The following is a 22,141-nucleotide window of genomic DNA, read 5'->3' on the forward strand; positions in this document are numbered from 1 at the left end:
GCGTTGCCGGCATGACCGCGCCGGCCTTTACCCGGCGAAGCGACCGCCATTTCCCCTCGGAACACCTCCGTCCACGGCCCGCCGTCGTACGGGCCGCGGATCGGCCATGAATCCGGAACTTGATGACAAATCCTCACAACGTAGTTCCGATATTTCGTTTGCTGCACGGGTATTGGCTACCCACAATCCATTCACCTCTTTCGCGATGAAAGGTTCTTCGGAGACGGAATCGCGGTGATCGGCGCACCGGTCGCGCGCATTGCGCGTCGGCAGCGCAAGACATCATCGGCGCGCAGGAGGTTGCCGACGCGCGCCGATCGCGCGTTGCATCCCGACTCTCACAAGAAGGACTGCCATGACGTTCCGCATTCGTTCGCTTTCCGGCGTCGCCCTGACCGCCGTGCTTCTCGCGTTTCAGACGGACGCGGCCCATGCGCAGGAGACGATCGTCAAGGTCGGCGTGGCCGGCCCGCTGACGGGCGGCGGCGCCGCTTACGGCAAGGACATCGAGAACGGCGTGCGGATGGCGGTGGACGAAGCGAATGCCGCGCACACGACCGTCGGCGGCAAGCCGGTGAAGTTCGTGATCGCGTCGCAGGACGACCAGAGCGATCCGCGCACCGGCGTGCAGGCCGCGCAGCAGCTCGCCGACGCGCAGGTGGCCGTCGTGATCGGCCACTTCAATTCGGGCACGACGCTGCCCGCGTCGAAGATCTACGCGAAGGCCGGCATTCCGATGATCACGCCGTCGGCGACCAATCCCGACATCACGCGCGCCGGGCTCGATAGCGTGTACCGCGTGATCGCGACCGACACGCAGAATGCCGGCAATGCCGGGACGTATGCCGCGAGCGTGACGAAGGCGAAACGCATCGCGATCATCGACGATCGCACCGCGTTCGGCCAGGGCGAAGCCGACGAATTCGAGAAGGCCGTGAAGGCGAACGGCGGCGCGATCGTCGCGCGCGAGTTCACGAACGACAAGGCCGTCGACTTCAGCGCGCAGCTCACGAAGATCAAGAGCGCCAACGCCGATCTCGTGTTCTTCGGCGGCCTCGACGCGCAGGCCGCGATGCTCGTGAAGCGCATGCGCCAGCTCGGCATCCGCGCGCAGTTCCTCGCGGGCGGCGGCGTGATGAATGCGAACTTCATCAAGCTCGCCGGCAATGCGGCCGAAGGCGCATCGGTGTGGGAGTACGGGCAGCCGCTGTCGCGTCTCGCGAAAGGCAAGCTGTTCGAGACGAAATTCAAGCAGAAGTACGGCGTCGACATGCTCGCGTATGCGCCGTTCGCGTACGACGCGACGTGGATCGCGATCAACGCGATGCAGAAGGCGAACTCGACGAAGCCGGCCGATTTCAATGGCGCGCTCAAGGGCACGCGCTACGACGGCATCACCGGCACGATCGCGTTCACGAGCACGGGCGACCTGAAGAACCCGAGCTCGACGCTGTACGAAGTGAAGAACGCCGCGTGGCAGCCCGTCACGACCAAATCGGCGGACTGAAGGCAACCCGCGCGGGCGGGCTTTCGCGGCGATGCAGGACGTGCTGAAATAGCCGCAGCGATCGTCCACGAAGCCTGCCCGCGCGACGCCGCGTGCGACGCGGCATGAATCACCCACAGGCCCTGAGCCTTTTACGTGCAACCGGAGTCAGTCGTGAGTTCTCAAGTCGTCATCGTCGGCGGTGGTGTGATCGGCAGCTCGATCGCTTATTTCCTGCGCGCCACCGATCCCACGGTCGCCGTGACCGTCATCGAACGCGACCCCACCTATGCCAAATCGTCGTCGGCATTGTCTGCCGCGTCGATTCGCCAGCAGTTCTCGACGCCGCTGTCGATCGAGATGTCGCTGTTCGGCATCGACTTCCTGCGCACGATCGGCGAGCGGCTCGAAGTGGACGGCAATCGGCCGTCGATCGATCTGCACGAAGGCGGCTACCTGTTTCTCGCGACGCCGGCCGGCGACGCGACGCTGCGCGAGAACCATGCGCTGCAGACGCGCCTCGGCGCCGATATCCGGCTGATGGATCGCGATGCGCTGCGTGCGAAGTTTCCGTGGCTGAACGTCGACGATCTCGTGTCGGGCGCGTATGGCGTGAGCGGTGAAGGCTGGTTCGACGGCTACGGGCTCGTGCAGGCGCTGCGCAAGAAGGCGCAGGCGCTCGGCGCGCGCTACGTGCCGGCCGACGTGAAGGACGTGGTGCGCGACGGCCGCAGAATCACGCATGTCGTGACGGGCGACGGCGAGCGCTACGCGTGCGACACGCTCGTCAACGCGGCCGGTGCCTGGACGCGCACGCTGTCGTCGATGATGGGCATCGATATTCCGGTGTATGCGCGACGGCGCAGCATCTTCAACGTATCGTCGCCGGCGAAGCTCGCCGATTGCCCGCTGCTGATCGATCCGACCGGCGTGTATTTCCGGCCCGAAGGGCGTACGTATATCTGCGGGACGTCGCCGAGCCCCGATCGCGACCCGGACGACCTGCCGCTCGACGAGGTCGACCACGCGCTGTTCGACGACGTGATCTGGCCGACGCTCGCGCACCGCGTGCCGGAATTCGAGGCGCTGCGCGTCGAGAATTGCTGGTCCGGTTACTACGAGTACAACGTGTTCGATCACAACGCGATCATCGGCTACCACCCCGAGCTCGACAACGTCGTGTTCGCGAACGGCTACAGCGGCCACGGCTTGCAGCAAGGGCCGGCGACGGGGCGTGGCGTCAGTGAACTCATTCTGGGCGGGCGTTACGACACGCTCGACCTGTCGTCGCTCGGCTGGGCGCGTGTGCTCGAAAACCGGCCGATCGTCGAAAAGAACGTCGTGTAGTGTAGTGCGGCGTAACCGCCCGGTATGGGGTGGGCGGGATTCTCCTTGTGTCTCAAACCCGTTGGCCCGACGCTGTCGGGCCTTTTTTCGTGTGCACGCGTTAGCCGACGCCGTAGACGGCATCGCGCAGATCGAGCGTGTACTGCCCGTTCATCCCTTCGTAGAGCGTGTTCGTCAGCGACACGACGGTGAGTCCGCGCGCGCGATCGACGAACCACGAATGACCGTAGACGCCGCCCCAGCGCCACGTGCCGACGGATTCCGGCGACGCGGCCGCCTGCGGGTCGCGCAGCACCGAGAAGCCGATCCCGAAGCCCGCGCCCGGCAGGTCCGGCAATTCGAAATCGCCGGTCTGCACGTGTCCCATCTCGTCGACCAGTTCGGCCGGCAGGATCGCGCCGCCGCCCGCGCGCAGCGTGTCCAGCACCGTCAGCACGTCGCCGGCGGTGCCGACCATTCCGGCGCCGCCCGACGGGAACGCCTGTGCATTCAGCGCGCGCGACGGCGAGTACGTGACGCCGACGAAGCCCTCCTCGATGGGCACCGTCTCGTTTTCCGCGAGCCGGTGCGGCTGCGGCGTGTCGTTGACGTACGGCGTGGCGAGCCGCGCGGGATCGCGTGCGACGAAGCCCGTGTCGCGTGCGCCGAGCGGGCGCAGCACGAGCGCATCGATCGCGTCGGCGAGCGGCACGCCGCACACAGCCTCGATCAGCGCGCCGATGACGTCGATCGACAGCGAATAGTTCCAGTTGGTGCCAGGCACGAACAGCAGCGGCACGCTCGCGATCCGGCGCAGGTTTTCGGCGAGCGTGATCGATGCGCCGTCGAGCCCGTCGGACACGCCCGCACGCGCATAGGGGCCGTTCGCGTCGGTTTCGTTGAAGCGATAGTCAAGGCCGGCGGTATGCACGAGCAACTGGCGCACCGTGATCGTCGGCACGCGGCCATCGGGCAGCGCCGGACGGAATTCCGGCAGCCAGCGCGTGATGTCTTCATCGAGCGACAGCTTGCGTTGCGCGACGAGCGCCATCGCGGCCGCCGAGACGATCGGCTTCGTGACCGACGCGAGCCGGAACTGCGTGTCCTCGCGCATCGGCGTACGCGATTCGCGGTCCGCGAGCCCGGCCGCGCGGCGATAGACGAGTTCGCCGTCGCGAGCGACGAGGACGACCGCGCCGACGAGGCGCTGCGTATCGAGCTGGCGGGACAGGACCGCGTCGATGCGCTCGGCGAGCGCGGGATCGGTTGACGACTGCAGTGACGATGCGGGAGAGGAGGTCATCGTGAATTCCGTCGTGAGGGGGCTGGTCGACATGTTAGGCGGCTGTTGCCGTGCGCGTCGTTAACCCTTACACGGAACAGGGCGATGTGCGCGGCACGGACCGGCGTCGGCGCATACCGAGCCCGGGAGCGGGCAAAAATATGCGCCAATCGGCCGGCGGCGTTCGCTAGAATCGGCTTTCGTCGAGGAAATGACGTATTTGCATGGTGCAGAGCAGTATCGAATCGAAGACGCTGCTTGTCCTGATTCCATCGTTCATCTTTCACCGGAGGCGCGCATGCCAGGTTTACTTCCCGATGTTGACCGCGAGGGGCTCCTCGAATATTCGGTGGTGTACACCGATCGCTCGGTCAACCATATGTCGCAACGCTTCCAGGGCGTCATGCGCGACATCTCCGCCACGCTGAAGAAAGTCTACAACGCGAAGTCGGTCGCGATCGTGCCGGGCAGCGGCACGTTCGGCATGGAAGCCGTGGCGCGACAGTTCGCGACGAACAAGAAGTGCCTCGTGATCCGCAACGGCTGGTTCAGCTTCCGCTGGTCGCAGATTTTCGACATGGGCAGCATTCCGTCAGAGACCACGGTGCTGAAGGCGCGCCCGGTCGAAGCGGGCAGGCAGGCCGCCTATGCGCCGGCGCCGATCGACGAAGTGGTCGCCGCGATCCACGCCAACAAACCCGATCTCGTGTTCGCGCCGCACGTCGAAACCGCGTCCGGGATCATGCTGCCCGATGCGTACCTGCGCGCGGTGGCCGATGCCGTGCATGCGGTCGGCGGGATGTTCGTGCTGGATTGCATCGCGTCGGGTACCGTGTGGGTCGACATGCAGGCGAGCGGCGTCGATATCCTGATCAGTGCGCCGCAAAAGGGCTGGAGTGCGTCGCCGTGTTGCGCGATGGTGATGTTCAGCCCGCTCGCGTGCGAGCGCATCGATTCGACCACCAGCACCAGCTTCGCATGCGATCTGCGCAAGTGGCTGCAGATCATGGAAGCGTACGAGGACGGCGGGTTCGCGTATCACGCGACGATGCCCACCGACAGCCTCACGACGCTGCGCGACGTGATGAAGGAAACCGATGCATACGGCTTCGACAAGGTGAAGGCGGAACAACTCGAACTTGGCGAGCGCATTCGCGCGCTGCTGACGGAGAAGGGGTTCAGGAGCGTGGCCGCGAAAGGGTTCGAGGCGCCGGGGGTCGTCGTGAGCTACACCGGCGATGACGGTATTCGCACTGGGAAGAAGTTTGCCGATGTCGGTTTGCAGATCGCGGCGGGTGTGCCGTTGCAATGCGACGAGCCGGAGGATTTCAAGACGTTTCGGATCGGGTTGTTCGGGCTCGACAAGCTGCATGATGTCGATGGCGCGGTGAAGCGCTTTGCCGATGCGTTGAACCGGATTCTTTGAGGCGGTTTTGCGGAATCGGGGGCTCCGGTGGCTGCCGCTCGTTCGTTGAGCGGCGGCTTTCGAGTCGTTGAAAACGCAACCATTCAGGATCGTGACATGACCGAAGGCGCTCTGACGTTTGCCAGTCAAGCCGAATGGGAAAGCTGGTTGGGGCAGAACGGCGGCACGTCGACCGGAGCATGGCTGCGGCTCGCGAAAAAAGGCGCGGGGCAGCAAACCGTCACCTACCAAGAGGCGTTGGAGAGTGCCCTTTGTCATGGTTGGATCGACGGCCAAAAGAGGGCCGAGAGCGAGCAATACTGGTTGCAACGCTTCACCCCGCGCTCGGCGAAAAGCATCTGGTCCAAACTGAACAAGGACAAGGCCGAAGCGTTGATCGCCGCAGGCAGGATGCGCCCAGCCGGCATGGGCGAAATCGAGAAGGCGAGGAAGGACGGCCGCTGGGCGGCTGCCTATGCGTCGGCCGGCAACTCGATCGTGCCGGACGACTTGCAGGCGGCGTTGGATGCCCATCCGAAAGCCGGGAAGTTTTTCGCAACGCTGAACAGCCGTAATCGCTATGCGATCCTGTTTCGGATACAGAATGCCAAGAAGCCGGAAACACGAGCACGGAAAATCGCGGAATTCATCGACATGCTGAAGCGGGGCGAGACTTTTCATCCGTAGAGCGTGGGTTTCCGACGGAGATTTTGTCGAACGCGATCGGCGCGTGAATTGTTCCGATCGCCATATGAATGGGAAAACGGGAATAGGAGCAAGAATGCATATCCGCGCATCGGCGTTCAGCCTTCGTCGCGCGGCGCTGGGCGCCGCCATGGCGCTGACATTGTCGTGGTTCACCGCTGCGCAAGCGCAGAGCTGCGCACCGGATAGCGTAGCTCCCGAGTGCTTGCTGCAGCGTAGTCAAGATGAATTTCAGCAAGCAGACGACGAATTGAACCGCACTTACCAAAAGGTTTTGAAGTCGCTGTCTCGGCCGCGTGACGAGTACGTCGACTACCCTGCACTCAAGGTGAAATTTGTCGCGGCTCAGCGGCAATGGATCCGTTTTCTCGATGACGAATGTTCCGCTTGGTATCTGATAAACGAGGCAGGCGCGGATCGTAATCTTGATCTACTGACTTGCGAAATCGACAGAACACGCGATCGTACGCGTCAATTGAACGCGTGGCTCAAGCAAGTGAGCCACGGTTAGCGCAGCGCTGGATAAAGACAGCATGGGTGCCGTGCGCGCGGCTAGCGTCAGGTTGGTTACGTGGTGCGCCGGGATGGTAGCTCGGATATAACGGGGAAACGAACGATGGTGTCGAAAAGCGTCCGCAGAGCGACGGCAGACGATGTCCCGGTGCTGACACAGATCCGGAACGATGCACATGCCAAGAAGGTCGCGCACGGCGACCACGTATGGGGCAAGGAAGGCGACGGCTTCTCCGAACGGTGGGTACGAAACCACGTCGCCGAGAAGGCCGTGTACGTCGTCGAACAGGATGGCACGCTGGTCGGAACGTTTTCGCTCGACTTCGACGACGACAGGCACTGGGGGCCTCAAGCGCCGATTGCGGGCTACGTGCACGGCCTCTGTGTGCGGCAGGGTTTCAACGGGCTCGGGCTCGGCAGCTTCATGCTCGACTGGTGCGCTCACGAGGTGAGTCGCTTGAATCGGCGTTTGCTTCGACTCGACTGCGGCGCCGAAAACATGACGCTCTGCGCTTACTACGAGTCCCTGGGCTTTGTCCGCGTTGGATTGAAAACGGACGGTATTGTCTGGTCTCTTTACGAAAAGCCTGTCAATTCGGCCTGCTGCTGATCGCGGCGGTCCGGCAGCAAACATCGGCGACGGAATCCACGTCAGTCGGGGTCACACGATCGAACATCATGCATTCGCGAACGTTCGACATCATCCGAAGCCGCGTCACCGTTACCCTGCTACGCCGGCAAAAGCCCCGCTTTACGATAATTGTCGATCAGCGCGTCATAGAGCGAGAGATCGGCGCGACTCCGCGCGATGAGCTGAGCGCCGGCGATGGCGGCGAAGATTGCCCGCGCCCGCTGTTTGCTCTCCCGGGCACTGACCACCGCCGCTGTGGATAGAACCTTGCTCAACCACGCCACGTTCACGTCGGCGAAGGCCAGGACTTCTTTCATCACGACTTCCGGAAGATCGTCGGTTTCGGCCGCCATGAAGCTGCACAGGCACAGGCGGTTGCCGGTCGCGAGCGCCTTGCGGAAGGTATCCGGATAGCGGCGCAGGCAGTCCAGCGGATCGCGAGATCCGGCCAGCATGTCGTCCAGCGCCGCCGCGGAATCCTCCCAGTAACGCCTCGCCACCGCGGCGCCGAGATCGGCCTTGCTGTCGAAGTGGTGGTAGATGCTCGCGGCCTTGATGCCCACCTCGTTGGCAAGATCCCGGTAATTCAAGCCGCCGTAGCCGTGCGTCTGCGCGAGCCTCGTGGCGGCTGCCAGAATTCTTTCTCTCGAGTTCGAGCTCGCGTCGTTCGTCACTGCTTCAGTCTCCGCGCACAGGAAAGGGTGTTGACACCCCGGATTCTACCTTATATGGTTAACCTAACAAACGTTAGGTGGATTCGTGGGGCGACGTATTTTCGCGTCGTCCGATCCCCTGCAACCGACTACGGAGCGCCCCAGCAATGACTTCCAGCAATGTCGATTTCGACACAGCCCAACTGCCCATGATGAAGATCCACGATTTCCCGACAGGGCCCTATCCGACACGCGTGCGCATTGCACTGGCCGAAAAGCGGCTGCAATCGCGCGTCCAGTTCGTGATGGTCGATCTTTACAAGGGCGAGCATAAAAAGCCCGAATTCATCGCCGGCAAGAATTATTCGGGTACGTTGCCGGTGCTTGAACTCGATGATGGCACCTGCATTGCCGAGTGCACGGCCATTACCGAGTACCTCGACACGCTCGATGGCGTACCCACGCTCACCGGCAGCACGCCACGCGAAAAGGGCATCATCCACATGATGAGCAAGCGCGCCGAGTTGGAACTGCTCGACGCGATCAGCGTCTATTTCCATCACGGCACGCCGGGGCTGGGGCCCGACGTGGAGACGTATCAAAATCCGGAGTGGGGATTCCGTCAACGCGACAAGGCGTTGAGGGGCATGCGCTACTTCGATGCCATGCTGCAACGGCAACCGTATGTTGCGGGCGAAACGTTCTCGATGGCCGACATCACCGTCATCGGTGGTTTGATCTTTGCGATGCTCGTGAAGCTGCCGGTGCCTGAGGAATGCGAAGCGCTTCGAGCCTGGTACGCGAGAATGCTGGCGCGTGAGAGCGTCAGGAACCAGCCGGTGTTTGCTACCGTGACCTGAGTCGCCGCAGACGACTGCTTCGGCGTGCGCGAGGGCGCATAGAATACCGGCGCGTTGCGCGATCGTAGATCGGCATCGACCATCGCCATTCCCGTATCATCTGTCCGATTCGTCGGGACCGAACCATCTGACCGTCCCGCACACGAGCGTGCACGCCCATTCATCCGGGAGGGATCTCATGTTTGACCACGTCAAATTCGGCGTCAGCGACTACGCCGCCAGCAGGGCGTTTTTCCTGAAGGCACTCGCCCCGCTGGGCGCCGAAATTGTCGGGGAAAGCGACCCGTCGTACGGGATCGAGATCGGTCTGCCCAGCAAGTCTTCGCTGTGTCTGTTCCCGACCGACGAGAAGCCGGCGCCTCTCCACATCGCGTTCGCGGCCGACACGCGGCAGCAAGTCGATGCATTCCATCGCGCGGCGCTGGAGGCCGGCGGGAAAGACAATGGCGCGCCCGGGCTGCGGCCGCATTATCACGCGAACTACTACGCGGCGTTCGTCATCGGGCCGGATGGACACAATATCGAGGCGGTGTGTCATCGGGCGGAGGGGTGATGCGCTGGATCGGTAAAACGCTCGCGGCGATCGCAAGCATGGCGCTCGTCGGCATCGCCTGCGTTCAAGCAGCGCCCCGCGAAACGGCATTCCCGCGCTTCACTCAGACGGAAGGCAAGCTCGATGGCGACGGGCTTCCGCTTTCCGGCGTGAAGCTCTGCGTGCTGCCCGACCGTGCGCCGTGCTTCGAGATGCCGCCGGCGCCGCTTCCTCATTCCTCGAAGGAGCTGTACCAGTTCGGCCTGAATCCACGGTCCGAGCGGTTGCCGATTGCATCGGGCGGCTCGTGGGTATTCTTCTCGGGGATGTTCTCGGGTGGCGGCAGCGGGATGCTGGAGCGCGTGGCCGTGCTGCGGGTCGGCGCGACTGGCAAGATCGAGAACCTGATGCCGATCGTCACCGAAACGGAAATGGCCGACCGCGCGATGTGGAACTTGCCGGAGGTGTCGCCGTATCCGCTGTTCGTCCGAGCCGACTACGTGTGGGGCAAGGACGAGGATCATTTCGGTCAGCACTTCTTCGACGTCGATGCGTGGATGTTCGATCCCGCCGCCAATCAATACGCGAAGCGCTTTTCCTACCGCACGAGCAAACGCTACGACAGGGGCGAGGGTGCGGACCACGTGCTGAGCGCCGAGCGTCCGGAAATCCTGCGGCGCCTTGCTGCCGGCAAATAACGCCGCTATCGCTGCACTTCTCCGTACGTCTCCTTGCATACCGCGCGTAGCGCGTCGACGAGCAGATCGCGCGCGGGCGATTGCGAATCGGCGGAGCGCGTGAACAGCGCGATCGGCGGCAACGTCCACACCAGCGAATAAGGCACGATCGCCACGCCGGCGATCCGCACCAGTTCCTCCGCGATATCGGCCGGCACGATCGACACGGCCTCGTCGCTCGACGCGATCATTTCGCCGATCAGCTTCGACGAGTAGCTTTCGACGATCGGCACGGGCGGCGCGATGCCGGCCGACAGGAACAGGTCGGTCACCTGTTCGCGCATCGGCGTATGCGGCGCGCCGAGAATCCAGTCGAGCGCGTGCAGCTTGTGCCAGTCCAGCGGCGTGCGGGCGAGCTTGGCCGCCAGCCGCCGGCTCGCGATCATGCGCGGCTGCTGCTGGTACAGCACTTCGAACGAAACCTGCCCGAGGTCGATCGCCGACGACGCGCGCCCGATCACGATGTCGACGCTGTGATCGCGGAGTTGCAGCAGCAACTGATCGCTGGTGCCTTCGTGAATCGTCACGGTCAGGCGCCGCTCCATGCGCGCTTGCAGCCGCTTCAGCGCGGCCGACAGCATCTGGCCGGAGATGAACGGAATCACGCCGATGTGCAGATGGGCCGCATGCCCGGCGGCGACGGTCTCCATCTCGCGGGCGAGGTGGTCGAGATCCTTGATCATCGCCTTCGCCCGTTCGAGCACGACCGCGCCGAGCGCGGTGGGCCGCATGCCGCGCGACGAGCGTTCGAACAGCGGCGTGCCGAACATGCTCTCCAGCTCGGACAGCGCGTTCGTCACGGCCGGCTGGCTGCTCGCCATGTGCTCGGCGACGCGCGTCAGCGATCCGTGCTGCTGGATCTGCAGCAACAACACCAGATGCCGAATCTTCAGACGCGCGCCCAGCCGCCTGACCACGTCGTTTGCGTCAAAATTCATTGACTAGTCATGTATTCATCATGAAAAAGTGATGGACCGATACTAAAACAAAATCGTCACGTTATGGCGGATCCCTAGAATCACCTTCATGGATCGCGCCGGGACTGGCCTGGCGCCCACGCCGGGACCACAACATGAAACAGACAGAGACACAGCAGCAGGCCGCGTTCGACTATCACGAGTTTCCGACCCCCGGGAAAATCTCGGTCGTGGCGAGCAAGCCGCTGGTGACGCAGCGCGATCTGGCGCTGGCCTATACGCCCGGCGTGGCGAGCGTGTGCGAGTCGATCGCCGCCGATCCGCTGCAGGCCCACCGCTTCACGAGCCGCGGCAACCTCGTGGGCGTGATCACGAACGGTACCGCCGTGCTGGGTCTCGGCAACATCGGCCCGCTCGCATCGAAGCCGGTGATGGAGGGCAAGGCCGTCCTGTTCAAGAAGTTCGCCGGGATCGACGTGTTCGACATCGAGATCAACGAGACCGATCCGGACAAGCTGGTCGACATCATCGCGGGTCTCGAACCGACGTTCGGCGGCATCAATCTCGAGGACATCAAGGCGCCGGAATGCTTCACCGTCGAGCAGAAGCTGCGCGAACGCATGAAGATTCCCGTCTTTCACGACGATCAGCATGGCACGGCCATTACGGTGTCCGCCGCGTTCATCAACGGGCTGAAGGTCGTCGGGAAATCCATCAAGGAAGTGAAGGTCGTGACGTCCGGCGCCGGTGCGGCCGCGCTGGCGTGTCTGGACCTGCTGGTCGACCTCGGGCTGCCGGTGGAAAACGTGTGGGTGACCGACATCGAGGGCGTCGTCTATCGCGGCCGTACCACGCTGATGGACCCGGCCAAGTCGCGCTTCGCGCAGGAAACCGAGGCGCGCAAGCTCGCCGAAGTGATCGGCGGCGCGGATGTGTTCCTGGGACTGTCGGTCGGCGGCATCCTCACGGCGGAGATGCTCAAGCAGATGGCGGCGCGTCCGCTGATTCTCGCGCTGGCCAACCCGACGCCGGAAATCTTCCCGGAACTGGCGCATGAGACCCGCGACGATGTCGTGATCGCGACGGGCCGCTCGGATTATCCGAACCAGGTCAACAACGTGCTGTGCTTCCCGTACATTTTCCGCGGCGCGCTGGACGTGGGCGCGACGACGATCACGCGCGAGATGGAAATTGCCGCGGTGCACGCAATCGCCGGGCTCGCCGAGGAAGAGCAGAACGAAGTCGTCGCGGCGGCCTATGGCGCGTACGACGTGTCGTTCGGCCCGCAATACCTGATTCCGAAGCCGTTCGACCCGCGCCTGATCGTACGGATCGCGCCGGCCGTCGCGAAGGCGGCGATGGAAGGCGGCGTGGCGACGCGTCCGCTCGCGAATCTCGACGCGTACGTCGAGCAGTTGCAGCAATTCGTCTATCACTCGGGCGCGTTCATGAAGCCGCTGTTCGCGACCGCGCGCCAGCTCGTGCGTGACGGCGGCAAGGCGCGGATCGTGTTCACCGAAGGCGAGGACGAGCGGGTGCTGCGTGCGGTGCAGGTGATCGTCGACGAGAAGCTTGCGCGGCCGATTCTGGTCGGGCGTCCGGAGGTGCTGCTCGCGCGCATCGAGCGATTTGGGCTGCGCTTGCGACTCGGTCAGGATGTCGAAGTGACCAATCCCGAATATGACGAGCGTTTCCCGCAGTACTGGACGAAGTATTGGGAGCTGCGCTGCCGCGACGGTATTTCGAAGGAAATGGCGCGCGTGGAAATGCGCCGCCGCCTGACGCTGATCGGCGCGATGATGGTGCAGCTCGGCGACGCGGACGGGATGATCTGCGGGACGGTGGGCGAGTATCACAATCACCTGCGGTTCGTGGACGAAGTGATCGGCAAGAAACCGGGTGCGTCGACCTACGCGGCGATGAACATCCTGTTGCTCGATCAGCGGACGGTCGCGCTGGTGGATACGCACGTGAACGACAACCCCGATGCGGAGCAGATCGCGGAATTCACGATCGCGGCGGCGCGGCAGATGGAATGGTTGAATCTGACGCCGAAGGTCGCGCTGCTGTCGCGGTCGAATTTCGGGTCGGGGAGTGCGGCTTCGGGCGTGAAGATGCGCCGCGCGCTGGAGATCGTGCGGGAACAGGCGCCGGATATCGAAGCGGATGGCGAGATGCATGGCGACTGCGCGCTCGATGAAGGGCTGCGGGCAAAGCTGCTGCCGATGTCGCCGTTGAAGGGGGCGGCGAATTTGCTGGTTTGTCCGAATGTGGATGCCGGTAACATCGCGTACAACCTGCTCAAGACCGAGGCGGGGAGCAATGTGGCGGTGGGGCCTTTCCTGCTGGGCGTTAATGCTCCCGTGAATATCCTCACTTCGAGCGCTACCGTGCGGCGGATCGTGAATATGGCTGCGTTGACGGTGATCGAGGCGAATCGGGGTGTGGGTGGGTGATTGATTGCAACTTGTGGGCGGCCACGGCCGCCCCTTGTTTTGTCAGATTCAGCCATGAGCGGCCGTCGTGACGGCGCTCAGCAATGTCTGTCCTAGTCTGGTACCCAAGCCAGGAATCTTGGGGCGACTCGTGACAGATCTTCGTATCCAATTATCCCCTTGAGAATTATCCCAAGCTTCACGGCTTTCGCGCACTCGAACTGATTTAACAGTTGTTTTCATTGCTATTGCGGACTTGCAAGGGTATCGATTATTTTGGCGCCGATTAATTAAGAAGTGCTATCTACTCGTGACCATCCTCAAAGTAGTCTTGTCCGTGATCGCCATATACCTGGTAGTCGATATCGGGTGGACGTTTGTGCCGGTTGATGTGCATAACGCGATCACGATTTTCGCGCTCGTGCATACGAAGCTGGCGATCTTCGCCATCACGTCGATCATCTTCGGGTTCTACGTGTACCGGCTCGTCAGAAATTTCAACCGTTTCAGCCGAGCGAAGCGCGCAGGCGCCGCGATCGTCACACTCGTTTTTTTCGCATTCGTCTACTTGGTAGGCTATCGCGGAATCATGATTGACCGTACCGATTGTCAGCGCTTCAACTACAACGTCAAGATGGATGGTGGTGTCAAACAGGTCGACGGCATAACCTACATCGTCAACATCTGCGGAAGCGGTGTCCGCAGCAATGGTTTTTTGGGTGATCAGAATGAGCAGGTCAAACTCGTCGTCAGCGAGGCACATGGCTCGACGCTTGCTACGCGACTATTTTTCGTTTTTTGGGACGGCCGGCCGGGTGAGGACTCGACCATCATCCGTAAGAACAAGTTGGTTTATTTCGACGCATCGGATGAGGACGACAGTGAAAGGTCGATCTCGCTGCCACCCACCACGTTCGATTGGGTCGCGGCAAAATTTCCGATTTGGATTCGCTGAGAATGGTCCCGCCGCCCGGGCGGTCGTTGCGTTGAAGCGGCGCCACCCACGATTCTCGCCGAACCACCCAAGCCAAGAAAGCAGCGGTGATCGCCGTGACCACCCCCCGGCGAAACAATCGCCCGAATCAAACACCCGTTCGACGAACCGCCCCCGAACCTCGCACCCCCACGCGCCGCCAACACCCGCCCAACCGCGATGTAATGACCAAACCGCAAGACCTAGTGCATAGATATCGTTTGCCGAGCCCTTAATGACTATCGACAATCGTGGCTCGAATTCACCGCCGCGACGCCAGAAGCGCCTTGGCGGCCGGCGCTCGGCGGCTATCCCGGCCGTCCGCGCCCACTCGCTCACGACGACATGTACGCGTTCACGCCCTCATTCCAAAACCCCGCCGGCTCGCCGATCCGCGAGTTGTTCAAGTACCTGTCCGAACCGGGCATGATTTCCTTCGCGGGCGGCTATCCGGCCAGCGACCTGTTCGACGTCGACGGCCTGAACGCGGCGGCCGAACGTGCGTATGGGCAGCCCATCCGCTGTCTGCAATACGGCCCGACCGACGGCCTCGCCGAACTGAAGCAGCAGCTGATCGCGCTGATGGCGCGTCGCGGCGTCGCGTGCACGCCGGCCGAACTGCTCGTCACGACCGGCTCGCAGCAAGGTCTCGACCTGCTGCTGCGCGTGATGGTGTCGCCCGGCGACGTCGTGCTGACCGAACAACCGGCGTACCCGGCCACGCTGCAGGCGATGCGTTTGCAACAGGCGCGCATCGTGACGATTCCGGTCGACGGCGAAGGCGTCGACGTCGATCGTCTGGCCGAACAACTCGCGTCCGGCGCGATCGCGCAGCCGAAGCTGCTCTACACGGTCCCGACTTTCGCGAACCCGACGGGCGCGACACTGACGCGCGAACGCCGGCTGAAGCTGCTGCGTCTCGCGGTGCAATACCGCTTCCTGATCATCGAGGACGATCCGTACGGCGACCTGCGTTTCGCGGGCGAAGCCGTGCCGTCGATGCTCGCGCTGGCCGGCGAGGTGGATGGCGCGCGCGACTGGCTCGTGCATTTCGCGAGCCTGTCGAAGATCGTCGCGCCGGGGCTGCGCGTGGGCTGGACGATCGCGCCGGCCGAAATCGCGCGGCGCTGCGTGATCGCGAAGCAGACGGTCGACCTGTGCAGCGCGCCGTGGACGCAGGCCACCGCCGCCGAATATCTGGCGGACGGCGCGCTCGAACGCCATCTGCCGCGCATCACGGCCGCGTACCGTCGCAAATGCGACGCGATGTGCGATGCGCTGCGCGACGGCTTCGGCGATGCGATCGAATTCCATCGTCCCGAAGGCGGGATGTTCGTGTGGGCGCGGCTCGGCGCGGTATCGTCGGACGGGTTGCTGCAACAGGCGATCGCCAACAAGATCGTGTTCGTACCCGGCAAGGCGTTCTTCGCGGACAACGTCGATGCGGCGTCGCTGCGCCTGTCGTTCGCCGCGCCGGACGTCGATGCGATCCGGGAAGGCGTCGCGCGTCTCGTGCGCGCGTATGGTGCGGCGCGGGCCGCGTGAGGAGACACCGACATGAATGACACCATCAACGAAACGGCCGCGGTGGGCGCGGCTGCGAACACCGGCGACAAGCGGCCGGCAAAGCATCCGTCGTCGCAGATCAGCGCCGGGCCGCAGTATGTGGCCGACGTGCTCGGCCGCTTCGGCGCGGAGCCGGCGACCGATGCCGGCGATGCGGCGCCGGTCGTGCTCGGCTACAACTGAGCGGCACAACGGCGGCTGCGGCGCATCCGATGCGAGCCGTCGCCGACACAAACGGTTAAGCTTGCGCGATCGAAACACCGACGATCGCCGCCGCCTCATGTCCGACTCGACCTCCGAATCGCTCGCGCAAACATACGACCGCGTCTGGTCCTGCCTCGAATCCGGCGTGAGCGTACAGCGTTCGCCGTTCACGATGCTGCAGGCGGCGACGCTCGGCCTCGATGGCGCGCCGAAGGTCCGGACGATCGTATTGCGTGAGGTGAGCCGCACCGCGCACGTGCTGTCGTTTCATACCGACGTGCGTTCGGAGAAAGTCGCGGAGTTGCGTCGCGATCCGCGCATCTCGATCGTCGCGAACGATCTCGACGCGCTCGCGCAGATTCGCGCGGAAGGTGTTGCATCGATCTGCGACGACGAAGCGCAACGGCGCGCGATCTGGGCATCGAGCCGCCCGCATACGCTGCTGCTGTATCGCGCGCCGTTGCCGCCCGGCACGCCGATCTCCTCACCGGAAGACGCGCATATCGACGACGCCGCCTCAACCGGCGACGGCTACGACAACTTCTGCCTGATCCACATGACGATCACGCGCATCGACTGGCTCGAACTCGCGCGCGCCGGCCATCGCCGCGCGGTATTCGACCTGAACGAAAGCGACTACGAAGCCCGCTGGATCGCGCCTTGACGCTGGTCAAGCGCGCTCGATCCACTCAAGGCCGCCCGTCCGACGCGGCCTGGATCATCCACTCGCGCATCACCGCGATCGTGTCGTCGTCGCGACGCTCGGCTGGATACACGAGATAGAACCCCACCGACAGCGGAAACGCGAAATCGAACGGCTTGCACAGCCGGCCTGCTGCGATATCGCGTTCGACCAAAGGCTCGGTCGCGAGCGCGATGCCCTGGCCGGCGACGGCCGCATCGATCGCGAGCGACGTCTGGTTGAAGCGCAGCCCCTTGTGCGGATCGACGTCGACCGGTTCGGGCATCGCGGCGAGGAACTCGGGCCACAGGTCGTGCGCGTCGTGCAGCAGCACCTGCCCGGCGAGCGCGCGCGGCGAAGCCGGCGCGGTCAGCACCGACGGGCTGCACACCGCGCACACGTCGAGCGGGAACAGCGCATGAGTGGCGAGATGCTTGCCGAACGGCGGCTTGCCGTAGCGGATCGCGAGATCGACGCCGTCATGGCGGAACGTCGCGATCTGCGGATCGGCGATCACGCGCACGTCGTAGTCGGGATGCGCGTCGGTGAACTGCGCGAGCCGCGGAATCAGCCACTTCGACGCGAACGACGGCGTCGTGCTGATCGTCAGCGCGGCGCGCCGCTTCACGAGCTTGTCGGTCGCGTCGGCGATCGCGTGCAGCGCGCGCTGCACGTCGGAGAAATACGCGGCGCCGTCGTGCGTGAGCGCGAGGCCGCGCGGCAGGCGCTCGAACAGCTTCAGGCCGAGCACGTCCTCGAGGTGGCGCACCTGCTGCGCGACGGCGCCCTGCGTGACGCCGATCTCGTCGGCGGCCGCGCGGAAATTGAGGTGCCGCGCGGACACTTCGAACGCGCGAAGCGCATTCAGCGGTGGCAGGCGGGAAGGGCGTGGCGGCATCGTCAGGCTGTAGAAAAACTATCGGCTGGCGGCAGAAATACTGGTTCGACAGTGGGAAGCGATGCGCCTACATTACCACCATGGCGCGCCGAATGGCGGCTGCGCGGCGGCAGAATGGGAACGAGGAGCGGATCGTGACTGTAGAAAAAGTGGCGTTGATCACGGCGGCGGGCAAGGGCATGGGCGCGGCGATCGCGCGCGAACTGGCGGCAACGGGCTATCGTGTCGCGCTGATGTCGCCGTCCGGCAGCGCGGTGGCGCTCGGCGACGAACTCGGCGGTTTCGGCATCAAGGGCTCGGTGACCGAAGAGGCCGATATCGACCGGCTCGTGCAGGAAACGGTCGCGCGCTACGGCCGGATCGATGCGGTCGTGAACAACACCGGCCATCCGCCGAAGGGCGAGCTGCTGGCGATCACCGACGACAACTGGCACACGGGGCTCGACCTGATCCTGCTGAACGTGGTGCGCGTGATGCGCCGCGTGACGCCGATCTTCCAGAAGCAGGGCGGCGGCGCGGTGGTCAATATCTCGAGCTTCGCGGCGGACGCACCCGAGCAGCCGATGCCCGTGTCGTCGGCGCTGCGCGCGGCGCTGAGCGCATGGACGCGGCTGTACGCGGAACGCTATGCGGCCGAGAACATCCGGATGAACGCGGTGCTGCCGGGCTTCATCGACAGCTGGCCGGAAACGCCGCAGATCGTCGCGCGCATTCCGGCCGGCCGCTTCGGCAAGACCGGCGAGATCGCGAAGACAGTCGCGTTCCTGCTGTCGGACGGCGCGGGCTACATCACCGGGCAGAACATTCGCGTCGACGGCGCGATCGTCAACGCGCTCTGAGCGCGACACCGGCGAGCGGCCGCGCAAGCGCCGCTCGCCGCGCAGCAGCTACAAACGCGTACAAATCAGACAAATTCGGGATACATCCGACCTTTCAAATGGGCGACGCCGCGTGACATGGGCACGCCGGATTGAAAGCCTGAGCGCGATCCCCCGCGGCATGTTCACTTTCCATTTCACGAAAGGAGATGCCGAACGATGTCTTCCACACCGTTTTCCCCGATGCGTCGCCACCTGCTGGCCACTTCCGTGGCCGCCGGGGTCTCGGCGATGCTGCCCACTGCCCTGCATGCGGCCACCGGCGCGAGCGGCATACGCCCGTTCACCGCCCACATCCCCGATGAAGCCGTGGTCGATCTGCGTCGTCGTATCGTCGCGACGCGCTGGCCGGGCCGCGAGACCGTCGTCGACGAATCGCAGGGCGTGCGGCTCGAGCGCATGCAGGCGCTGCTGCGCTACTGGGGCACCGACTACGACTGGCGCAAGGGCGAGGCGCGCCTGAACGGTTTCCCGATGTTCATCACCGAAATCGACGGGCTCGACATTCATTTCATTCACGTGCGGTCGCGGCACGCAAACGCGATGCCGATGATCATGACGCACGGCTGGCCCGGCTCGATCTTCGAGCTGCTGAAGGCGATCGGCCCGCTGACCGACCCGACCGCGCATGGCGCGAGCGCCGACGATGCGTTCCACGTCGTCGTGCCGTCGCTGCCGGGCTTCGGATTCTCGGGCCGGCCGACGAAGACCGGCTGGGGCTCCGACCACATCGCGCGAGCGTGGGGCGAGTTGATGGCGCGGCTCGGCTATACGCGTTTCGTGTCGCAGGGCGGCGACTGCGGCTCGGTGATCTCGCACCGGATGGCGATGCAGCGCGTGCAGGGTCTGGCCGGGATTCACGTGAACATGCCGGCGACGGTGCCGCCGGATATCGCGACGCTGCTCGAGATCGATGCGCCCGCGCCGGCTTCGTTGACGCCGAAGGAGAAGGCCGCGTACGAGAAGCTCGCGACGTTCTATCGCGACAATTGCGGCTACTCGGCGATGATGGTCACGCGGCCGCAGACGGTCGGCTATGCGCTTGCCGATTCGCCGTCCGGGCAGGCTGCGTGGATGTACGACAAGATCTCGCAGTGGACGTATAGCGGCGGCGTGCCCGAACGCTCGATTCCGCGCGACGAGATCCTCGACGACATCTCGCTGTACTGGCTGACGAACACCGCGACGTCGTCCGCGCAGATCTACTGGGAGGATCACTCGAACAACTTCAACGCGGTGGATATCTCGCTGCCGGCCGCGATCACGGTGTTTCCCGGCGAGATCTACCAGGCGCCGCGCAGCTGGGCCGAGCGCAGCTATCACAACCTGATCTACTTCAACGAAGTCGACAAGGGCGGGCACTTCGCGGCATGGGAAGAACCGGAACTGTTTGCGCGCGAAGTGCGTGCGGGGTTCCGGCCGTTGCGGCGCGCGTAAGCGGCGTAGTAAGCGCAGTGAATACGGGCCGGCCTGGTGCGCGGCCCGTTTTCGTTTCTGCCGCGCGGCCGCGCCGAAACGTCGTTTTTATCGCGATTTTTGAATCGCTGTGTGTCGTGTTCGCACACGGATACGTTGAGATACAAAGCCTCCGGACGGTTCGGATATAAAACCGGTGAAGCAATTCACACGGCGGCGCGGCGCCATCCGCTGCCGCCGCGACCGACGACACCCGATTGCCCGCACGTGCCGCGGGCCTCTTTCTTAGCGATCGACAATGGAGAACGAGTCATGACCGATACCGTGAACACCCGCCGCCGCCTGCTCCTGGGCACCACGCTGGCAAGCCTGAGCCTGGCCGACCTCGGCTTCAGCGCGCTCGCGCATGCGCAGTCGGCGCCCGATGCATCGGCGGCGAAGCGCCCGGCCGGCGTCGCGTCGCTGGGTACGATCCACCAGATCGATGCGGGCGTGCTCAACGTCGGTTATGCGGATCTCGGCCCGAAGCAAGGCCCGGTCGTATTCCTGCTGCACGGCTGGCCGTACGACATCTACAGCTACGCGGACGTCGCGCCGCTGCTCGTCGCGGCCGGCTATCGCGTGATCGTGCCGTACCTGCGCGGCTACGGCTCGACGACGTTCCGCTCGGCCGACACGGTGCGCAACGGCCAGCAGGCGGTGACGGCCGTCGACATCGTCGCGCTGATGGATGCGCTGAAGATCGACCACGCGATATTCGGCGGCTACGACTGGGGCGCGCGCACGGCCGACGTCATCGCGGCGCTGTGGCCGCAGCGCGTGAAGGCGCTGGTGTCGGTGAGCGGCTACCTGATCGGCAGCCAGGCGGCGAACGCCAAGCCGCTGCCGCCGCAGGCCGAACTGCAGTGGTGGTATCAGTTCTACTTCTCGACCGAGCGCGGCGAACTCGGCTACGCGCAGAACCGCGACGCGTTCAACAAGCTGATCTGGCAACTCGCGTCGCCGAAGTGGCAGTTCTCCGACGAGACCTACGCGCGTTCGGCCGCATCGTTCCGGAATCCCGATCACGTGGCCGTCGTGATCCACAACTATCGCTGGCGTCTCGGGCTCGCGCAGGGCGAAGCGAAATACGACGACATCGAGCGGCGTCTCGCGGCCGGGCCTTCGATCGCCGTGCCGACGATCACGATGGAAGGCGACGCGAACGGCGCGCCGCATCCGGCCCCGGCCGCGTACGCGAAGAAGTTCACCGGCAAGTACCAGCACCGGACCATTACCGGCGGCATCGGCCATAACCTGCCGCAGGAAGCGCCGCAGGCCTTCGCCGATGCGATCCTGCAAGTGGAGCATCTGTGATGCGGGCCCGCGTGGGGGGATGGCGGCGCGGCGCGCGCCGCGCGTTCGTCGCGGGCGTGCTGCTGGCCGGCGCGTGGTCGGCCAGCGGCCCGGCCGCGTTCGCGGAACAGTCGAAGCCGGCCGCGGCCGCATCGCCGATTTACGGCGTGACGATTCCGCCCGGCTACCGGAAGTGGGAAATGGTCGCGCCGGCCGAAGAGGCCGCACCGCTCGACGAGTTGCGCGTGGTGCTCGGCAATCCGGTTGCGATGCGTGCGCTCGAAAAAGCGACGCTGCCGTTCCCGGACGGCACGATCCTCGTGAAGCTCGCGTACAAGCGCAAGCAGTCCGACGAGTTCGCGCCCGCGACGGTGCCCGGCCAGGCGACGACCGTGCAGGTCATGGTGAAGGACTCGCGTCGCTATGCGGCGACGGGCGGCTGGGGGTTCGGGCGCTTCATCAACGGCGTGCCGGCCGATATCGGCCAGCATCAGACGTGCTTTGCGTGCCATCAGGCGCGGGTCAAGAACCACGATTACGTGTTCACGCGGCTCGCACCGTGACGTGACGCGTGAGCGTGAAGCGGATGGAAAGGCGTGCCCGGCGAGGCACGCCTTTTTTCGTGGTGCGTTGCGTGGCCGGTGTGTATCGCACTGTATCTGCGGCCGTTCCTGAAAAACTGGCATGCAGAAAGCCCGGTTCCGGAA

General features: G+C 64.4%; 22 protein-coding genes. 18 read left to right on the plus strand and 4 right to left on the minus strand.

Annotated elements, in window-relative coordinates:
- The first annotated feature begins 355 nt into the window (after positions 1–355).
- Both JYG37_RS23485 and JYG37_RS23490 read left to right on the plus strand, forming a co-directional pair.
- Complete coding sequence (locus tag JYG37_RS23485) at positions 356–1,507, plus strand: branched-chain amino acid ABC transporter substrate-binding protein (protein ID WP_176016435.1); 1,152 nt, start codon at positions 356–358, stop codon at positions 1,505–1,507.
- A 153-nt stretch (positions 1,508–1,660) separates the two neighbouring features.
- On the plus strand, positions 1,661–2,833 hold the full coding sequence (locus tag JYG37_RS23490) for an NAD(P)/FAD-dependent oxidoreductase (RefSeq protein ID WP_050017274.1): 1,173 nt from the start codon (positions 1,661–1,663) through the stop codon (positions 2,831–2,833).
- 100 nt (positions 2,834–2,933) lie between these two features.
- Here the strand turns inward: JYG37_RS23490 and JYG37_RS23495 are convergent, their stop codons facing one another.
- A complete protein-coding gene (locus tag JYG37_RS23495) occupies positions 2,934–4,115 on the minus strand; it encodes a serine hydrolase domain-containing protein (RefSeq protein WP_050017273.1) in 1,182 nt (393 codons plus the stop codon).
- 277 nt (positions 4,116–4,392) lie between these two features.
- On the opposite strand from JYG37_RS23495, the gene JYG37_RS23500 reads away from it, so the two are divergent.
- From JYG37_RS23500 to JYG37_RS23515, 4 genes are all read left to right on the plus strand, one after another.
- Positions 4,393–5,520: an aminotransferase class V-fold PLP-dependent enzyme gene (locus JYG37_RS23500; protein WP_050017272.1), complete on the plus strand. Its 1,128-nt coding sequence runs from the start codon at positions 4,393–4,395 to the stop codon at positions 5,518–5,520.
- A 96-nt stretch (positions 5,521–5,616) separates the two neighbouring features.
- Positions 5,617–6,186, plus strand: coding sequence for a YdeI/OmpD-associated family protein (locus tag JYG37_RS23505; protein ID WP_050017271.1), 570 nt, complete (start codon positions 5,617–5,619; stop codon positions 6,184–6,186).
- Between the two features lie 94 nt (positions 6,187–6,280).
- Positions 6,281–6,715, plus strand: coding sequence for a lysozyme inhibitor LprI family protein (locus tag JYG37_RS23510; protein ID WP_124594193.1), 435 nt, complete (start codon positions 6,281–6,283; stop codon positions 6,713–6,715).
- A gap of 105 nt (positions 6,716–6,820) precedes the next feature.
- Positions 6,821–7,327 (plus strand): GNAT family N-acetyltransferase, encoded by a 507-nt coding sequence (locus JYG37_RS23515; protein WP_050017270.1) that lies wholly within the window; start codon positions 6,821–6,823, stop codon positions 7,325–7,327.
- A 119-nt stretch (positions 7,328–7,446) separates the two neighbouring features.
- Here JYG37_RS23515 and JYG37_RS23520 read toward each other — a convergent pair whose 3' ends face one another.
- Positions 7,447–8,022 (minus strand): TetR/AcrR family transcriptional regulator, encoded by a 576-nt coding sequence (locus JYG37_RS23520; RefSeq protein WP_213346533.1) that lies wholly within the window; start codon positions 8,020–8,022, stop codon positions 7,447–7,449.
- 146 nt (positions 8,023–8,168) lie between these two features.
- Between JYG37_RS23520 and JYG37_RS23525 the strand changes: the two genes are divergently transcribed.
- The 3 genes from JYG37_RS23525 (at position 8,169) to JYG37_RS23535 (ending at position 10,091) form a co-directional block, all read left to right on the plus strand.
- On the plus strand, positions 8,169–8,861 hold the full coding sequence (locus tag JYG37_RS23525; RefSeq protein WP_089489006.1) for a glutathione S-transferase: 693 nt from the start codon (positions 8,169–8,171) through the stop codon (positions 8,859–8,861).
- Positions 8,862–9,039: 178 nt separating this feature from the next.
- Complete coding sequence (locus tag JYG37_RS23530; RefSeq protein ID WP_213346534.1) at positions 9,040–9,414, plus strand: VOC family protein; 375 nt, start codon at positions 9,040–9,042, stop codon at positions 9,412–9,414.
- Positions 9,414–10,091 carry a hypothetical protein gene (locus JYG37_RS23535; protein WP_050017266.1) on the plus strand — a complete coding sequence of 226 codons (678 nt, stop codon included), beginning with the start codon at positions 9,414–9,416 and terminating at the stop codon, positions 10,089–10,091. The genes JYG37_RS23530 and JYG37_RS23535 overlap by 1 nt, the downstream gene beginning before the upstream one ends.
- Positions 10,092–10,096: 5 nt before the next feature.
- On the opposite strand, the gene JYG37_RS23540 is transcribed toward JYG37_RS23535, so the two are convergent.
- A complete protein-coding gene (locus JYG37_RS23540) occupies positions 10,097–11,068 on the minus strand; it encodes a LysR substrate-binding domain-containing protein (RefSeq protein ID WP_050017265.1) in 972 nt (323 codons plus the stop codon).
- A gap of 134 nt (positions 11,069–11,202) precedes the next feature.
- Between JYG37_RS23540 and JYG37_RS23545 the strand changes: the two genes are divergently transcribed.
- The 5 genes from JYG37_RS23545 (at position 11,203) to JYG37_RS23565 (ending at position 16,889) form a co-directional block, all read left to right on the plus strand.
- Positions 11,203–13,503: an NADP-dependent malic enzyme gene (locus JYG37_RS23545; RefSeq protein WP_213346536.1), complete on the plus strand. Its 2,301-nt coding sequence runs from the start codon at positions 11,203–11,205 to the stop codon at positions 13,501–13,503.
- 289 nt (positions 13,504–13,792) lie between these two features.
- Positions 13,793–14,437: a hypothetical protein gene (locus JYG37_RS23550; protein WP_249746076.1), complete on the plus strand. Its 645-nt coding sequence runs from the start codon at positions 13,793–13,795 to the stop codon at positions 14,435–14,437.
- Between the two features lie 363 nt (positions 14,438–14,800).
- Positions 14,801–16,000 carry an aminotransferase-like domain-containing protein gene (locus JYG37_RS23555; RefSeq protein WP_050017263.1) on the plus strand — a complete coding sequence of 400 codons (1,200 nt, stop codon included), beginning with the start codon at positions 14,801–14,803 and terminating at the stop codon, positions 15,998–16,000.
- A 12-nt stretch (positions 16,001–16,012) separates the two neighbouring features.
- Positions 16,013–16,204 carry a hypothetical protein gene (locus tag JYG37_RS23560; RefSeq protein WP_124554381.1) on the plus strand — a complete coding sequence of 64 codons (192 nt, stop codon included), beginning with the start codon at positions 16,013–16,015 and terminating at the stop codon, positions 16,202–16,204.
- A 97-nt stretch (positions 16,205–16,301) separates the two neighbouring features.
- Positions 16,302–16,889: a pyridoxamine 5'-phosphate oxidase family protein gene (locus JYG37_RS23565; RefSeq protein WP_213346538.1), complete on the plus strand. Its 588-nt coding sequence runs from the start codon at positions 16,302–16,304 to the stop codon at positions 16,887–16,889.
- 25 nt (positions 16,890–16,914) lie between these two features.
- On the opposite strand, the gene gcvA is transcribed toward JYG37_RS23565, so the two are convergent.
- A complete protein-coding gene (gcvA, locus tag JYG37_RS23570; RefSeq protein ID WP_213346540.1) occupies positions 16,915–17,805 on the minus strand; it encodes a transcriptional regulator GcvA in 891 nt (296 codons plus the stop codon).
- A gap of 134 nt (positions 17,806–17,939) precedes the next feature.
- Between gcvA and JYG37_RS23575 the strand changes: the two genes are divergently transcribed.
- The 4 genes from JYG37_RS23575 to JYG37_RS23590 all read left to right on the plus strand — a co-directional run bounded on the left by JYG37_RS23575 (position 17,940) and on the right by JYG37_RS23590 (position 21,997).
- The gene (locus JYG37_RS23575; protein ID WP_124554383.1) at positions 17,940–18,644 is read left to right on the plus strand and encodes an SDR family oxidoreductase; all 705 of its coding nucleotides are present in this window, start codon (positions 17,940–17,942) and stop codon (positions 18,642–18,644) included.
- 198 nt (positions 18,645–18,842) lie between these two features.
- Positions 18,843–20,120, plus strand: a complete 1,278-nt coding sequence (locus tag JYG37_RS23580; protein WP_050017259.1) for an epoxide hydrolase family protein — start codon at positions 18,843–18,845, stop codon at positions 20,118–20,120.
- Positions 20,121–20,411: 291 nt separating this feature from the next.
- On the plus strand, positions 20,412–21,455 hold the full coding sequence (locus JYG37_RS23585; protein ID WP_050017258.1) for an alpha/beta fold hydrolase: 1,044 nt from the start codon (positions 20,412–20,414) through the stop codon (positions 21,453–21,455).
- Positions 21,455–21,997 (plus strand): cytochrome P460 family protein, encoded by a 543-nt coding sequence (locus JYG37_RS23590; protein ID WP_050017257.1) that lies wholly within the window; start codon positions 21,455–21,457, stop codon positions 21,995–21,997. Before JYG37_RS23585 ends, JYG37_RS23590 begins: the two co-directional genes overlap by 1 nt.
- Positions 21,998–22,141 lie beyond the last annotated feature (144 nt).

Source organism: Burkholderia sp. LAS2, from assembly GCF_018417615.1.
GTDB classification, from domain to species: Bacteria; Pseudomonadota; Gammaproteobacteria; order Burkholderiales; family Burkholderiaceae; genus Burkholderia; species Burkholderia sola.